The following is a 16,481-nucleotide window of genomic DNA, read 5'->3' on the forward strand; positions in this document are numbered from 1 at the left end:
ACTCCTTAAAATTAGTACAAATTCAATAAGCTAGCCTTCAAATTGCCAGGTTTGAGCAAAAACTCCTAAGTTCGGGCGGATTTTGCCAACTAACAGGAAATCTGTCGTATGAAAACTTTAGACTCTTACAATTTTTCCGGTAAACGCGCCCTGATTCGGGTCGATTTTAACGTTCCGCTGAACAGTAAATTTGAAATTACGGACGATACCCGGATGAAGGCTACATTGCCGACCATCTCTAAAATTCTGAAAGACGGCGGTTCGTGCGTGCTGATGTCGCACTTAGGCCGACCCAAAGGCGGTCCTGAAGATAAATATTCGCTGAAACACCTCGTGGGACCATTGTCCATCATGCTGGGCGTTTCGGTAAAATTTGCCGACGATTGCATTGGGGAGTCGGCCAAAGAAATGGCGGATTCGCTGCAACCGGGCGAGGTGCTGCTGCTGGAAAATCTGCGGTTTTATAAGGAAGAAGAAAAAGGAGACGTGGCTTTTGCGGAAAAGTTGTCGAAACTGGGCGATGTCTATGTGAACGACGCCTTCGGAACAGCCCACCGCGCGCACGCTTCCACGGCAGTGATTGCCCAGTTTTTCACGGACAAAGTTTGCGGTTATGTCATGCAGGCCGAACTCGACAACGCCCAGCGCGTGCTCGACAACGCCGAACGGCCCTTCACTGCCATCATGGGAGGAGCCAAGATTTCGGATAAAATCCTGATCATCGAGAAACTCCTCGACAGTGTCGATAACCTGATCATTGGCGGAGGAATGTCGTATACATTTACCAAAGCCCAGGGCGGTAAGATCGGTAAATCACTGCTCGAAGCTGATAAGCAGGAACTGGCGCTGGAACTGCTTGAAAAAGCAAAAGCAAAAGGTGTTCAGGTGTATTTACCCGTCGATAATGTTATTGCCGACGGTTTTTCGAACGATGCCAATCGCCAAATCGTTGCAACCGGCGAAATCCCGGACGATTGGGAAGGGTTGGACATCGGCCCCGAAACCATTGCACTGTTCAGCGATGTTTTGTCCAAGTCGAAAACCATCCTCTGGAACGGCCCGATGGGTGTGTTCGAATTCCCCAACTTCGCCATTGGCACCAACGCCATTGCGGATGTGGTCGTGAAAGCCACGGAAGACAATGACGCGTTCTCGCTCATCGGCGGTGGCGACTCGGCTTCGGCCGTCAACAACGCCGGGTATGGTGACCGGGTGAGCTACGTTTCTACGGGCGGAGGAGCTTTGCTGGAATACATGGAAGGCAAAGTGTTGCCGGGCGTGGCGGCTCTGGACTGAGAACCCGCAATTAATTGAATAACAATTATCATTTAGGAAATCACAAAAAAGGTCACCAAAAGTGACCTTTTTTTATGACATTTTAATTAAAAAACCGCATATAATGCAAATATATTAAATGTATATACATCAGGTCGCCAAATGAAATTTTGAAATGGGTGAACGTTGCCGTACTTTTAAGCATCAAAAAAGCCACTCCTCAAAGTGGGAATGGCTTTCTGCTTTCTTAACCTAAACTAATTATCTATTAAAGTAACGGCGGACGGACCAAATACCGTCCGCCGTTTGCTTTATTTAACTTTTATTTAATTATTGCCCCCACCGGCCCGGTTGCGCTCGGCCTCTGTGCTGGTGCTGCGTTGACGGGCCGCCTTCACATTCTGGTTGCCAAACCGGTACGTAAACGTCAGACGGGCAATGCGGCTTTCCCAACGGGCCCGCACCCGGAAATTAATATCCTGATAGACCGCTCTTCCTTCAAACTTATTCAGCCAGAACGGGTCGTTCACGTTCAGTTTCAGCGTCGCCTTCCGGTTCATCAGCGTTTTCTGAACACCCAGACTAAAGGCTCCCTGCGGCTGGGCGCGGTAAAAACCATAGACGCTTTTCGAGTTATACCACCCGGCAATTTCGGCACTGAACCCTTTCGGCAGCACAAAGTTCTGGGACGTGTAGATGTTATACGACACAAAACTCACGTTGTACTGCGCTCCCAGGTAAGGCGAATCATACTGGTTGTAATTGACGCCGATGTTGTTCTGCATGTTCCACCACTTGGTCACCGCCACCGGAAAGCTCGCCGTCAGGTTGACGTTGTTCTGCGTGGCCAGGTTGTCGGTCGTCACGTACGTGATGTTCTCTTCAGCAATCTGCCCCGGTACTTCATTTACAATCACATCCGTTGTCCGGCTATAGCCCAGCGTCGTCGAAAACTTGCCCTTGTAAACGTGCGTCAACTGGAACGAATTCGTAAACTGCGGTTTCAGGTACGGATTCCCCTGCTGGTAGGTGTAGGGATCCAGATAAAACCGGAACGGGTTCAGATTCTGGTAGTTCGGACGGTCGATCCGGCGGCTGAACGAAAGATTCAGGACGTTGTTGGTATCGATTTGTCGGGAAATAAACATCGTTGGAAACAAATTCGTGTAATTCCGGTCCACAATTTTATTAAGCGTAACGGAATTGCCCCGGGAGTGCGTGTTTTCCAGCCGCAAACCGGCCTGAATGCTGGTTTTGCTGTTCAGTTTGCCCGCGAAATTGACGTAAGCCGCGTTGATGTTTTCGGTGTATTTGAACTGGTTACTTTGCTTGGCATTAAACACCCAGCGACCGTCGATGTAGTCTTCATACGTCAGGTTATTGTCCGAGTTCACAAAGCTGGTTTTCACCCCGGTTTCCCATTTTCCGATTTTGGAAGGATGCACGTAATCCGACTTGAACGCCCAGATTTCGATGGTCGACGGCATGTCGTTGCGAACCTTGGCCGTGGGCTGAACGATGCTGTCGTTGGCGTTGGTGTAGGTTGTGCTGAGGTTGTTGTACGAATCTCCATTGAAGCGGGAATAGTCGAGGTCGGTCGTCAATTCACGGCCCTTGCCGTCGAAATCATACTTGTAGTTCAGGTTCCCCGTTACGTTCGACCACTTGTTTTTTACCGAAACATCGGTAGTCGGTTTCAGCGTGATCTGGCCCAGTTCGTTCCGGATAATCGAGTTGTTGATCCCGTTGTCCTGTCGCCAGTCGTTGATAAAACCGGTCGCCAGTACGCCAATCGTGCTTTTCTTATTGATGAAGTAATCGACACCCGTCCTGAATGTATGTCCGTCGAAGCGGTTGGGGCGGAAGGAAGACTGGTCGAAATAAGTAATTTTTCCGTCGAAGGGAATGATCCGATCCAGGCTGTTTTCCTGGAAACGCCGGTTGTGAAAGTAGCTGTAATTGCCGAAGGCATTGATTTTGCCGACGCGGTGGTTCAGATTCAGGCTGGCGTTGGCTTTCTCATACCGACCGTAGCCCACCCCGGCGATGGCCGTTCCGTTGGTGCCGAAATTTTTATTTTTCTTCATCCGGATGTTGATAATTCCCACGTTTCCGGCGGCATCATATTTGGAAGAAGGATTGGTGATGATCTCGATTTTTTCGATGTTATCGCTCGGCGTATTTTTCAGCAAATTGGACACTTCCTGACCCGACAGGTAGGTTTGTTTACCATCGATCAGAACAATAACACCTGCTCTCCCTTTTAACTGGATGTTGTCATTCTGGCGGTCAATGGTAACTCCCGGTGCTTTTTCCAACACTTCCAGGGCCGTGCTGCCACTGGCGACGATGCTGTTTTCCACGTTGACCACTGTCCGGTCGATCTCTTGTTCGATGAACGGTTTTTTGGCCACGACCTTCACTTCGTTCAGGCTTTTGGCTTCTTCCATCATCGTCAGCGTTTTCACCTGCACCTCCGGATTGGCGGCATCGATCACGAACGGTTCTGAATATACTTTCCTGAAACCGACCAGTGAAGTGGCCACCCGGTAGCCGCCCTCGGCTACGTTGTCGAAATCGTACTGCCCTTTGTCGTTGGTAATCACGCCTTTCACCAGCGTCGAGTCTTTGGCTTTTACCAACAGAATGGTGACGAATTCAGACGGTTTTTGAGTGGGGTCGATAACAAGCCCGCGAACTTTGCCTTTCGTCGGAGCCTGGGCGATTGCCGCCGTCATAACCAGCCACGCACACACAGCGGTGATAAACGTTTTCATAGTGATGTATTAGTAGGTTGTTGTTTACGTAGTACGCTTCAAAAGTGTTGTTTACAGTTCGGATCAGATCCGGGGTACGTGGCAAAGTTAAGTAGTAGGTATTACATAGAACCTTATCTTACATAGATGGTTATTTTTTGATGATGACTGGTTCGGAGAGCCCTTGTATGTTACCGGCTGTGATTGAATGATGCAAAGATGAGCCGGGAGGTTGCATTCCCCAATCAAAAAGGTGCCAACGGGCGGTTTTCTGGTTTAAACGGGTGTATTCTGCCACACCGGTCTGGGCTCAGCCCGTTGTCCCAACACCCGATCGGGGTGCGGTTTTATCCTATAATGCAAACGCTTTTAAAAATCAAAGGCTGAGAGTGACCTGACGACGGGTTCTGCGTCAAAATGAAACAAATGGTTACATGCGTCTTACCGGCGCCTACTGATATGGCTCTAAACAGTTCCCGAAACAAAATGCACCCCCTGGGTGTGTCGGCGGTCGTAGCCTTTCTTGCCTTCGTTGGTTCGATGTTCTTCAATTATGTACAGCAGAAAGCGGCTGTTCAAAAAGAGTTGAACCGACCGAAAATAGAAACGGATTCTCTTCGGCGGTAAAATTCATTTTCTCCGTTTCAGGGTGATTACACCGGTGAGTGCGCTCCTCCCGGCAGCCTATTTCTTCCCAAACTGGCCGTCCGACGTGCTTCGTCGGCCCAAAGCAGTCGGATTACCGGCTAAGCCTGCCCTCATCCGATCCGGAAAGCACGCACCCTGCTTTGCTGAATTGCGCCATTCCCTTTACTTTGCGGTTCTACGCTAAAATCACACCAACTTAAGTGCGATACAACGTGTTCATTCAGTAACCCCTGACACGAAGCTAAAAAGTCGTAGGGTACCCGATCTAAAATTCGTTCAACAGAAAGCCCCATTCATGAAACTGATAAAAGTTGCTGCTGGTGTTGTCAACCAGATCCCCATGGCCTGGGAACACAACCGCCGAAACATCATCGACGCCATCGAGGAAGCGAAAAATCAGAAAGTCAGCATTTTATGCCTCCCCGAATTGTGCATTACGGGCTACGGCTGCGAAGACATGTTCTTTTCCCACGAGCTGCTCGAACAAGCCAAACAAAGTTTGCTGGAAATTGTGCCGCATACCGACGGAATCATCGTGGCCGTCAGTTTACCGCTGCGCCTGGCCAACAACCGGACCTACGACACGGCCTGTCTGATTGCTAACAAGCGCATTCTGGGCTTCGTCTGCAAGCAGGTGCTGGCCAACAACGGCATTCACTACGAAACCCGGTGGTTTCAGCCCTGGACGCCCGGCGTGCGCGACGAAATCCAGATCGGCGAATTTTCGTATCCCGTGGGCGACCTGCTGTTCGACGTTTCGGGCGTAAAAATCGGCTTTGAAATTTGCGAAGATGCCTGGATTTCGAACCGGCCGGGCCGCAGTCTCCACGAGCGTGGCGTCGATATCATCCTGAATCCCAGCGCGAGCCACTTTGCCTTCTACAAATCGCATGTTCGTGAACGGTTTGTGATCGACGGATCACGGGCCTTCGGGGTAAGCTACATTTACTGCAATCTGGTGGGCAACGAATCGGGCCGCGCCATTTTCGACGGCGATTCTATGATTGCGTCCAATGGCCAATTGCTGGTGTCGGGAACGCGCTTCAGCTACGCCGACCACCTGATCATTACCGCCGTCATCGACGTGGACGACACGCGGCTGAGTCAGGCCCAGAACAAAGTCAACCTGGCGTATCTGTTTCCCAACCTGCGGGTGGCGGCCCAGTTCGATTTTCCGTACGTCAAACCGGTGGTGCAGAGAGCGGAACTGGAATACTGGGAACACGGCAATCATTTGAAAGAAGAGGAATTTGCGCGGGCCGTTGCACTGGCGCTGTTCGATTATTTGCGCAAAAGCCGCTCCCACGGTTTTGTGCTGTCGCTGAGCGGTGGAGCGGATTCGTCAGCCATTGCGGCCCTGGTGTCGCTCATGATCCGGATGGCCGACGAAAGCATCGGTCTGGACGCTTTCAAAAAGAAACTGGGGTATATTAAAAGCATTCAGAAGCTAAAAACCGTGGAAGAAATCTGCGGGGCCTTGCTGACGACCATCTATCAGGGAACCCAAAACAGTTCAAAAGACACGTATGAGTCGGCGGAATCGTTGGCCAAATCGGTGGGTGCCACGTTTTACAACATCAACATCAATGGGCTGGTCGAAACGTACACGAAGCTGATCGAAGACCAGTTGGGCCGTCCGCTGACCTGGGAAACCGACGATGTGGCTCTGCAAAACATTCAGGCGCGGGTGCGGGCTCCGAGTGCGTGGCTGCTCGCCAACATCCAGAACGCGCTGCTGCTCTCGACCTCCAACCGCTCGGAAGCGTCGGTCGGTTACGCCACGATGGACGGCGACACGGCGGGCAGCATCTCCCCCATCGCCGGCATCGACAAACACTACCTGCGCGGCTGGTTGCGCTGGCTCGAAACCATCGGCGTCGGCGGTAAAATCAAGGTAGAAGGCTTGCAGAAAGTGAACAATTTGCAACCCACGGCGGAGCTACGACCGCTCGACAAAAAGCAAACCGACGAAGAAGATTTGATGCCGTATGACGTGCTGAATGCAATCGAGAAATTCGGAATTCGGGACAAATTGTCGCCGAAAGAAGTGATGCAACAGGTGGAAGTGGTGTTTGAAGGCCAGTATGACCGCGACAAACTCTACACCTCGGTCGACCGGTTTTTCCGGCTCTGGAGCCGCAACCAGTGGAAACGCGAACGGTATGCGCCCTCCTTCCACGTCGATGACGAAAACGTAGACCCCAAAACCTGGTGCCGCTTCCCGATTCTGAGCAGCGGTTTCGAAAAAGAACTGGCCGAATTGAAGGAATACGTCGAAGGCAACGAAGGCCGGGGACGGAAGGGGAAAATTGGGTTTTAATCACCAGCAATCAATTGCAGGATAATTCTGTATTCGACGTTCATCTTGCCCTGTATGCTAAATTCCCACGAACAATCCACTTAAACAGAATGTAAAACAAATAGCTGGATCAACCTTGTTACATGTTCAGCGGTAAGGAGCGCTTCATTTAACCCGTTGGTATGAATTCAGATTCGGTTGAGCATTTTGATGCGATTGTGATTGGAGTTGGCCAAGCCGGAAATCCGCTGGCGACGGCCCTGGCCGGAAAAGGCTGGAAAACCGCGGTCATTGAACGGAAATACGTAGGGGGTACCTGTGTCAACGACGGTTGCACGCCCACCAAAACCCTGATTGCTTCCGCGCAGATGGCCCACCAGGCCCGGCGTTCGGCCGAATTCGGGATCGACACCGGTCCCGTTCGGGTTGATCTGAAACAGGTCATGGCCCGGAAAAACTGGATGGTGGAAACCTCCCGCAAAAACATCGAAACGAATTTTGCGGAGACGGAAAACCTGACCCTTATTTTTGGAGAAGCGCGGTTTAGCGGCAAGAAACAGATTGACGTCCTGCGGCCCGACGGAACTCAACAAACCCTGACGGCTGACTCTATTTTTATCAATACCGGTTGCAGCCCGACAAAACCGGATCTGGCGGGTCTGGATACGGTTCCGTGGCTGACCTCGACGTCGATCATGGCGTTGGAGGAAGTCCCCGAACACTTGCTGATCCTCGGTGGCGGTTACATCAGTCTGGAATTTGGGCAGATGTTCCGGCGATTTGGTAGTGAAGTCACGATCATCGAACACGGTTCGCAATTGCTGAGCCGCGAAGATGCCGATGTGTCCGACGAAATGACCAAAATTCTGGAAAAGGAAGGCATAACGGTTTTTCTGGATACGGACGTTCACCGGATAAGTCGGGCGGAGAACAACCTCATCGAGTTGCAGGTATCGACGGATAAACTGGCCAGCCGACTCCGCGGCACGCACCTGCTGGTGGCCGTTGGCCGAACGCCCAATACCGAAGCGCTTCATTTGGAGGTGGCCGGAATTGAAACAGACGAAAAAGGGTTTATCCAGGTAAATGACCGGCTTGAAACCAGCCAACCGGGTGTTTATGCGCTGGGCGACGTCAAAGGCGGGCCGGAATTTACCCACATTTCGTACGACGATTACCGGATTGTGAGCCAGAATTTGCTGGAAAAGGGCAACGCCAGCAAGGCCGACCGCCCGGTTCCGTATACGGTTTTTACGGACCCGCAACTGGGACGCATCGGTTTGAGCGAAAAAGAAGCCCGGCGGCAGGGAAAAACCATTAAAATTGCCCAAATACCGATGTCTTTGGTGGCTCGCGCCCAGCAAATGAGCCAGTGCGAGGGTTTGATGAAAGTTGTCATCGACGCTCCCACCAGCCAGATCCTCGGAGCGGCTATTGTAGGCCCGGAAGGCGGTGAAATCATGACCATTCTTCAGGTTGCCATGATGGGTCATCTACCCTATCAACAACTCCGGGATGCCATTTTTGCCCATCCGACGCTGGCCGAAGGACTCAATACATTATTCACGAGGATGGACTAAATGATGTTACAGGAACCTGTTTTACCCCAAACCGTTACCCTGACTGAAGCCTACCAGCGCGTCCGAAGCTGGACGGAACAGCTCTGCGCTTCGCTGGAAACGGAGGATTATGTTGTCCAACCAGCCGCCGATATCAGCCCGCCCAAATGGCATCTGGGCCATACCACCTGGTTTTGGGAGCACTTTATTTTGACACCACACGCTCCCGGTTACCGCATTTTTCACGACGATTTCAGCTTTGTTTTCAATAGCTACTACGAATCGGTGGGTCGGCGGGTGCTGCGGACCCAGCGCGGGAACCTGAGCCGCCCAACGGTGGCCGAAGTTTACCGGTACCGGGCCTATGTCGATGAAGCCATGACCCGGTTTTTAGAGGACGGACTCGTAAACGCTGAACTCGAAAACCTGATCGAACTGGGCCTGAACCACGAGCAGCAACACCAGGAATTGCTGATCACCGACATCAAGTATATTCTGGGCCACAATCCGCTCTTCCCGGCCATCCACATGCCAGTCAATGAGCAGCTCGCGGATTTGCCAATTCCGGCGGTTAATATACCGGAAGGAGTCTATTCCATTGGTTTTCAGCCAGAATCGGGCGGTTTTTGTTTTGATAATGAGCTGGGTTCCCATCGGGTTTACCTGAACGAAACCACTCTCGACGGCCAACTGGTTACCAATGCCGACTACCTGGAATTCATCGAAGTGGGCGGTTACCGTCAGTTTCAGCACTGGTTATCGGACGGCTGGGGCTGGGTAAAAGCGAATGGGATCGATGCACCCCTGTACTGGCACCGAGTCTACAATCAATGGCATACCTACACATTTTCCGGCCTTCAACCCGTCGATCTGACGTTGCCGGTTTGCCACGTCAGCTACTACGAAGCCGATGCGTACGCCCGATGGCGCGGTCGGCGTTTGCCGACCGAAGCGGAATGGGAAACGGCGGCCCTCCTGCCCACCAATCAGCGACTGGCCTGGGGTCTGCGCTGGGAGTGGACGGGGTCAGCCTATCTGCCCTATCCCGGCTTTAAAACCGCCGAAGGCGCTGTGGGTGAGTATAACGGCAAATTCATGAGTGGTCAGATGGTCTTGCGCGGGGGATCTATCGCCACGCCGGAAGGACACAGTCGCCCCACCTACCGAAATTTTTTCCAACCCGACAAACGATGGCAGTTCACCGGCATTCGGCTGGCAGCCTTCTGAATGCTCAACGCATCATGACCAAAATAAATCCATTATTGAATGACTCGCCGGTGCTGCAAAGCGACCTCGCGAATGAAGTGAGCAGTGGCTTGACCAAAACGCCGAAGCGGTTGCCGTCGCGCTTCTTTTATGATGACGAAGGAAGCCGCCTGTTTGCGGAAATCATGCACCTGCCCGAATACTACCTGACCCGCTCCGAATACGAGATTCTGGATACGAACCAGGCGGAACTGCTCCGGCTCTTTGCCGCCGACGGACGGCCTTTCGAGTTAATCGAACTGGGAGCTGGCGATGGTCTGAAGACCAAAATTCTGTTGAACCATTTCTGGTCGGAACAGGCTGATTTTACGTACGTTCCGGTCGACATTTCCCAGGCTGCCATCGACAACCTGACGGCTGACATTCGGAAAAAGTGGCCCCAAATGCCGATTCAGCCGCGACACGACAACTATTTCAACGCCATCGAACAGTTATCGAACCGCTCGGAAACCGCCCAAAACCGTCCCCGGCTGGTGGTGCTGTTTCTGGGATCGAACATCGGCAACTTCTCCCCCGCCGAAGCCCGCGATTTTTTTCGGCAAATCAGCCAGTCGCTGCAACCGGGGGATCTGGTGCTGACGGGTTTCGATCTGCAAAAACATCCGGCGGTCATTCATGCCGCTTACAATGACCGGCAGGGCCTGACGCGCGCCTTCAACCTAAATCTACTTCGACGAATCAACCGCGAACTAAACGCCAATTTTGACCTCTCGGCCTTCGATCACTACGAAATGTATCATCCCGAAACCGGTGAGGCCCGGAGTTATCTCGTCAGCCAGAAAGAACAAACCGTAGCGATTCGGGATCTGAATCTGACCGTTCCGTTTGGATACGGCGAGACCATTCACACCGAAATTTCACGCAAGTTTACCCGGGAGGGCATTGCGCAACTGGCCGAACAAAGCGGTTTTGAACTGACCAACTGGTTTACGGATTGCAAACACTATTTTGCCGATGTCATTTTCAGGAAATAAAACACCCCAGGAAGCGACGGTTTGCAATCGTCTCCGGGGGTGTTACGGTATCAATTATACGCAGCTCATCAGACCAATTCAGCCGCACGACGGAACGCACCCGCGTGCTCTTTGACGAAATCCCCATACGACCGGGGCGCTCTTCCCAGCAGTTTAGTCAGCACATCGAGTTGATCCGCAGATGCTTTCAACCCTTGCGTTTGGAAAAGATCGTACATCTGAACCCAATCGTCTACCAACCAGCCCGGCAACCATTGTTTCGCCTGGGTGGCCCACGCCTTAAGGTCATTGCCCGCATATTGGACATCGTATCCGAGGTTTTCTGTCAGAATCCCGGCGGTGGATTCTCCCGTTAAAATTTCCGGCCCTGCCAACGGAATCCGCTGGCCGTCGTATTCATCCGTCAGCAGCACCCGGACGGCTGCCTCCGCAATGTCGCGCACATCGACCCGGCTCAATCCACCACTTCCGTAGGGCTGGGTATACAATCCGTAGTTCGTGATGCCGTCTTTGAAAAAGAAATCGTTCTGGAAAAAGTTATTGGGGCAAATGAAAACATAATTCATATCCGACCACAGAATGGCTTTTTCAATGGCGATTTTCGTGTGAAAGTGGGGAATGTGTGCGCCTTCGTGAACATTGTGAATGCTTTGGTACACGATTTTTTTTACCCCTGCCCGCCGGGCTGCGGCCACAGCGTAGGAGCCTTGCGCGATTTCAGTGTGACCTTGGCGGTTGAGCAAAAAGACGCGGTCGATGCTGTCAAACGCTTTGGGCAAAGTGGCGGGTTCGTCCAGATTTCCGATGACAGCTTCTACGCCTTCGGGCAACAAAGCGGCTTTTTCGGCGGAGGTAACCAGCACGCGGACGGCTTGCCGGTGGCGCAGGAGTTCGTTGACAATCTGGCTTCCGACGGTTCCCGTTCCGCCGATGACTAAGGTTTTCATGGTGTTTGGCTTGTGTTGTTTACGGTTTCAAAGGTGGGCGGTTTTGCCCGCCAGCCCAATTAGCAAACCCACGAAACGGAAAAAGCCGGGGTTGAAGCGTCGTTCTATCCCGGCCGGTTATCCCGAATACATCCTGTATCGGATCGAAATTAAAAAGGTTAGCTGGCACAAGCGAATGCTTCGCCGTACCTTTGCGGCATGAAATTTCTCCTGCCCGGCCTGCTGTTTGCCGCTTTGTGGGCTTCCGCTTCTGCGGCCACCAAATTTGGCGTTCTATCGGCCGACCCGCTCATCCTGGCCAACGTCCGATTCCTGATTGCCGGGCCGCTGATGCTCCTCGTAGCGCACGGTCTTCAACGCAAATCGCTTCCCAACCGCACCGAATTCGGGCGTTTGACGGTTTTTGCCCTCCTGAACACCACAATCTACCTCGGTGCTTTCGTGCTGGCCATCAAACAGGTTTCTGCCGGAATCGGCAGTCTGTCGACGGCCACCAGTCCGCTGTTCATCACGCTGCTTTCTGCGGTCTGGCTCCGGCGACCCATCCGCTGGTACGAAGCTGCCGGTATTGTGTTCGGCATGGCGGGGGTTTGGGTAGTCACCTATCCGCTTCTCCAGAACAGTTTTGCCACCATTCCGGGTTTGTTGATTCTGCTGGGGGGAATGGTTTCGGTGTCAGCGGCAACGGTTTATTACGCGCGTTTTACCTGGACGCTCCCGAGTCTGGTCATCAATGGCTGGCAGGTGCTGATCGGCGGACTGTTGCTGCTGCCTTTCACGCTTCTTTTTGCCGACTTCGGCCAGTCGCATTTCGACGCCCGATTTTGGTGGTCCATTTTCTGGCTGATCATTCCGGTTTCCGTCGTTGCCCTGCAACTCTGGTTCTATCTGGTCCGGCAGGATGCCGTTCAGGCGTCGCTCTGGCTCTTCCTTTGCCCGATTTTTGGTTTCGGTTATGCCGCCGTTCTGCTGAACGAACCCCTCTCGATTTACACGTTGATCGGCACGGGACTGGTATTAATAGGCTTGTATCTGGGGCAGCGCGACAAATTCAAGCGGCCCTGACAGCACCGGCCCTGACAGCGGTCGCAGAACCTGTCAGCGGCCGAAACCCCAACAGTGGTTAAGCAGATTTGGAACGGGCGAAGTGGCGAACAAAATGTATAACCCTGTCAGGGTCTCCGACCGCTGACAGGGTTGTGATCCCCGCTTTTCCAGAAAAAAGCGGGATCAAAACAAAACCCTCTTATTCCCTAAAAAATCTCTGACAATCAAATACTTACACTCCTAAAATAATTACAAACCCAGGAACACCAAACCGTCTTTTTTTGTTCTTAATGTATGAACGAGAACACAGAAAAAATGACGACTCAAGAGGGCAAACTGGTGTCGTTTGTGCCAGCCCAGCCCGTGGACGAAACCTGGCGGAAATCCATTCCGGCGCAGGTATTTCTGAACCACTTCTTCGCGATTGATTTTCACATTCAACGACAAAACGATCTGTTCGATCTGCGTCGTTTTCCGCTGTTTCAGGACTTTGCACCCGCTATTTCCGACGAGCAGCGCAAGGCACTGGAAAAGTTGTTACTCAATAGCTGGAGCGCCGAATATGCGCTCCGGATCACGCCGGTGGTGAATGACAACCAGTACCTGCAAAGTTCGCTGCACTGGACGTTCCCGCAGGCCTATTACAGCGTTTTGTTCAGCGTGAGGGCTTTCCTGCACACGATGGGCGAACCGGTCAGCAACGAAGAGATCATTCGCCGGCGCATCGGAAACATGGTCGTACGGGGCTATTACCCGGCTTCGGTGGGTTTCTACGCATCCGGTCCCTTGAATGGTTACCGGACGATGCGGTTGCCGCTGGCGAAGTTCGACATTGCGAAACCGGATCTGACGCTGCCTTCGCGCGAGTCGGCCGCCCAGATCGAGATTGCCCAGTTTCTGAAAACCTCCCGCGACCGGCGCATCAAAGCCCTGCGGCAGGCGATTCAGAATAACCCAAAAACCGCCTTGCGGAGTGCGCGGACGGGCAAGATTCTGCAAAAATTTGGCGTTGACCAATACAAGCAACTGGGAAAGCAGATTGGCTATACGACCTATTTCGATGCGCTGAGCCGGTTGCGGATTTCTTCGAGCAATCGCGAAATCGAGCGGTTTGTCGAATCGGAGATTGACGTTCGGTTGTTTCACGAGAGCCTGGTCAACATCGTGTCGCACATCAATGCCGTTCACGAAGCCTACATTGCCAAAGCGCTCGGTATTCAGGGATACAAAAATCTGATTGCCAAGCTGCCCTCCTACCTTCAGGAAGGGTTCCTGCGTGATCGGCTGAACACGGTTATCGAACCGATGCTGCGGCCTGAACAACAGGAACTGCGCATTGCGGCATAATGTAAATATCGAATATTGAACAATGAATGTTGAATAACGAAGGATTGCTATTTCAAAATTCTGTATTCGTTATTCAATATTCGATATACTTTCCTTCATGATCCAAAAGCCCCAACTTCTACATTGGGGCTTTTTATTTATCAACGGTTTTCCAGATACGTCTTACATATTTTCAGATACAGCTCCACCGGCGGCATGTCAACATCCGTTTCCTTGGCCAGTTCATCCCAGCCGCGGACCTGCAAAATACCCCGGAAATACGGATTGGCTTCAAACGCCTGGGCTTCTTCCGCCGACATCGGCCCGCCCTGAAATTCCAGCGTTTTCAGGCTGGCTTCCGAGAGCTTGTTGAAATACGCCGGATTTTTATACGTCAAATAGCGCTTTGCATTGACGTGATGCTCAATCAGTTGGGCGACTTTCTCCGAAAAACCGCGTTCCCGCAGCCAATCCGCGCCCAGCTTTTCATGATCGACGCGACCGTAGTCATCCATATGATCTTCCGCCAGATCCGACGGCAACAGATGACCAATATCGTGCAGAAAAGCTGCAATGATCGTTTCATCGTCGGCCCCGGCCCGCTCGGCCAGCATCGCCGATTGCAACATGTGTTCCAGTTGCGAAACGGGCTCCCCGTAATAATCATCCGACCCATGTTGATCAAACAGTTCGGTGATTTCAGTAATCGTCTGCTCGGTGTTCATTTTTTGAATGATAGAATGAGTGAATGATAGAATGAGTGAATAACCTGCCGGATTCTCGGCACTCTATTCACTCATTCTATCATTCACTCATTCAAAATTAATCATTTGTCCCACCACACGGCGGTGTTGATATCGTTAACGCCCTGGCGGGCGATGGCTGCTTCGACGGCGGCTTTGTTCAGACTCAGTTCCGAACTTGGATACGGAAACCGGACCGGAACCTTGTTGCCGTTCAGATTCGACGGACCGGGCGTAATGGTGGGATAACCCGTCCGGCGCCAGTCGAACCATCCTTCCAGACCGCTGTAAAATAACGCAATCCATTTCTGAGTTCCAATCAATTCGAGGGCTTTTGCATCATTGAAAGCCACATTTGCCTGGGCCAGATAACCTGCCGGAACCTCCAGACCGTAATAGCCGAAGGAAGCTGCAATGCCTTTTTCGTAATAGCTTTTGGCATCACCGGTGATCAGTTTTTTCTGGGCGGCTTCGGCCAGAATGAACTGCAATTCGGCGTAGGTCATGATGATGCCTTTGGCGATGTTCAGGTTGGCCTCGGTCGGCGTACCAAAACCGTCGATGTAATAGGTGGATCCTACCCGCGAAACGTTCTGAGCACCACCGTTATAGGTCAGCGCCGAGTTATCGTCCAGCCCATTCGGCACGCCGACGTAGGCCGGTTTTCCGGCGGCTACCGACGCCACCGTCGGGCGGGCAAACACTGCCAGACGCGAATCATTCAACTGGGTCAGTCTGTCACCCAGCGTTTTGCTCAGCCGAAACTCATCGAACGAACCCACCCGCGCGGTGTAGAGCGGAAACTGGTTCGGAACCGTCGGCAAATAGCGCAAAGCCGCATTGTCCGTATTGCTCGTAAAAACCGGCGTTGTCGTTGGGTTGCTCACAATCGCCTGCAAATCCGCCTTGATGTCGCGCTTGTTTGAAATCCGCATCAGATACCGCACCCGGAGCGAGTTGGCCATTTTCTTCCATTTCGTCACATCACCACCGAACAGAATATCCCCGTTGACAACGCCATTTTCCGGGGCCAGCAACGCACTGGCGTCGGCCAGGTCTTTCAAAATTCCGTTGTAAATCGTTTCCTGGGTGTCATATTTCGGAAAATAGGCCATGTCTTTGCCTTTGGTGGCTTCCGTATAGGGCGCATCGCCGTAGGCATCCGTCACCAGCGACATCATCCATGACTTCATGATCAGCGCAACGGCTTGGTAGTTTTTCTGAACCGGCGTCGTACTGGACGCGATGTTGTACATATTCTGCACTTCGCGAAGCGTCGAGTATGTCGTGTTCCAGATTCCGTTCTGTTCACCCCACAGATACCGGTCTTCATTTACAAACTGAATTTTGGCCGTATACTGCATCACGCTGTTGCCGATGCCCCAGGCCGTTCCCATATTCTCGTTGACCGTCGACCGGATGATATTCGGCAGCAGCAGATCCGCCGTGACGGTATTCGGAACGTTGGGGTTGGTATTGATCTCTTCAAACTCGTTGTCGCAGGACGTGCTGCCGACAATCAGCAGGGTCAGGCAGGCGACTAATTTTAGATATGTTTTTTTCATAAGAATGTTATGGTTGAATGGCTGAATGGTTTTAATGGCTGGATGGTCAAATGGTTAGAATGGTTAAATGGCTACC

General features: G+C 52.3%; 11 protein-coding genes. 7 read left to right on the forward strand and 4 right to left on the reverse strand.

Annotation, left to right across the window (positions count from 1 at the left end):
• Window positions 1-108 precede the first annotated feature (108 nt).
• On the forward strand, window positions 109-1,296 hold the full coding sequence (locus ACO064_RS02480) for a phosphoglycerate kinase (RefSeq protein WP_421825830.1): 1,188 nt from the start codon (window positions 109-111) through the stop codon (window positions 1,294-1,296).
• A 305-nt stretch (window positions 1,297-1,601) separates the two neighbouring features.
• On the opposite strand, the gene ACO064_RS02485 is transcribed toward ACO064_RS02480, so the two are convergent.
• Window positions 1,602-4,052, reverse strand: a complete 2,451-nt coding sequence (locus ACO064_RS02485) for an outer membrane beta-barrel protein (RefSeq protein ID WP_421825831.1) — start codon at window positions 4,050-4,052, stop codon at window positions 1,602-1,604.
• A 922-nt stretch (window positions 4,053-4,974) separates the two neighbouring features.
• Between ACO064_RS02485 and nadE the strand changes: the two genes are divergently transcribed.
• The 4 genes from nadE (at window position 4,975) to egtD (ending at window position 10,777) form a co-directional block, all read left to right on the forward strand.
• Window positions 4,975-6,999, forward strand: a complete 2,025-nt coding sequence (gene nadE / locus ACO064_RS02490; RefSeq protein ID WP_421825832.1) for an NAD(+) synthase — start codon at window positions 4,975-4,977, stop codon at window positions 6,997-6,999.
• A gap of 161 nt (window positions 7,000-7,160) precedes the next feature.
• On the forward strand, window positions 7,161-8,558 hold the full coding sequence (locus ACO064_RS02495; RefSeq protein ID WP_421825833.1) for a mercuric reductase: 1,398 nt from the start codon (window positions 7,161-7,163) through the stop codon (window positions 8,556-8,558).
• A 3-nt stretch (window positions 8,559-8,561) separates the two neighbouring features.
• Window positions 8,562-9,764 (forward strand): ergothioneine biosynthesis protein EgtB, encoded by a 1,203-nt coding sequence (gene egtB, locus ACO064_RS02500; RefSeq protein ID WP_421825834.1) that lies wholly within the window; start codon window positions 8,562-8,564, stop codon window positions 9,762-9,764.
• Complete coding sequence (gene egtD / locus ACO064_RS02505; RefSeq protein WP_421825835.1) at window positions 9,728-10,777, forward strand: L-histidine N(alpha)-methyltransferase; 1,050 nt, start codon at window positions 9,728-9,730, stop codon at window positions 10,775-10,777. The genes egtB and egtD overlap by 37 nt, the downstream gene beginning before the upstream one ends.
• Before the next feature lie 68 nt (window positions 10,778-10,845).
• Here the strand turns inward: egtD and ACO064_RS02510 are convergent, their stop codons facing one another.
• Window positions 10,846-11,724 carry an SDR family oxidoreductase gene (locus ACO064_RS02510; protein ID WP_421825836.1) on the reverse strand — a complete coding sequence of 293 codons (879 nt, stop codon included), beginning with the start codon at window positions 11,722-11,724 and terminating at the stop codon, window positions 10,846-10,848.
• Window positions 11,725-11,922: 198 nt separating this feature from the next.
• On the opposite strand from ACO064_RS02510, the gene ACO064_RS02515 reads away from it, so the two are divergent.
• Together ACO064_RS02515 and ACO064_RS02520 are read left to right on the forward strand one after the other, a co-directional pair.
• Window positions 11,923-12,789: a DMT family transporter gene (locus tag ACO064_RS02515; protein WP_421825837.1), complete on the forward strand. Its 867-nt coding sequence runs from the start codon at window positions 11,923-11,925 to the stop codon at window positions 12,787-12,789.
• Window positions 12,790-13,086: 297 nt separating this feature from the next.
• Window positions 13,087-14,118, forward strand: a complete 1,032-nt coding sequence (locus ACO064_RS02520) for a hypothetical protein (RefSeq protein WP_421825838.1) — start codon at window positions 13,087-13,089, stop codon at window positions 14,116-14,118.
• Window positions 14,119-14,258: 140 nt separating this feature from the next.
• Here the strand turns inward: ACO064_RS02520 and ACO064_RS02525 are convergent, their stop codons facing one another.
• Both ACO064_RS02525 and ACO064_RS02530 read right to left on the reverse strand, forming a co-directional pair.
• Window positions 14,259-14,822, reverse strand: a complete 564-nt coding sequence (locus ACO064_RS02525) for a phosphonate degradation HD-domain oxygenase (protein WP_421825839.1) — start codon at window positions 14,820-14,822, stop codon at window positions 14,259-14,261.
• 101 nt (window positions 14,823-14,923) lie between these two features.
• Window positions 14,924-16,405: a SusD/RagB family nutrient-binding outer membrane lipoprotein gene (locus tag ACO064_RS02530; RefSeq protein WP_421825840.1), complete on the reverse strand. Its 1,482-nt coding sequence runs from the start codon at window positions 16,403-16,405 to the stop codon at window positions 14,924-14,926.
• Window positions 16,406-16,481: the final 76 nt, after the last annotated feature.

It is taken from the genome of Larkinella sp., assembly GCF_965227735.1.
Taxonomy (GTDB): Bacteria; Bacteroidota; Bacteroidia; order Cytophagales; family Spirosomataceae; genus Larkinella.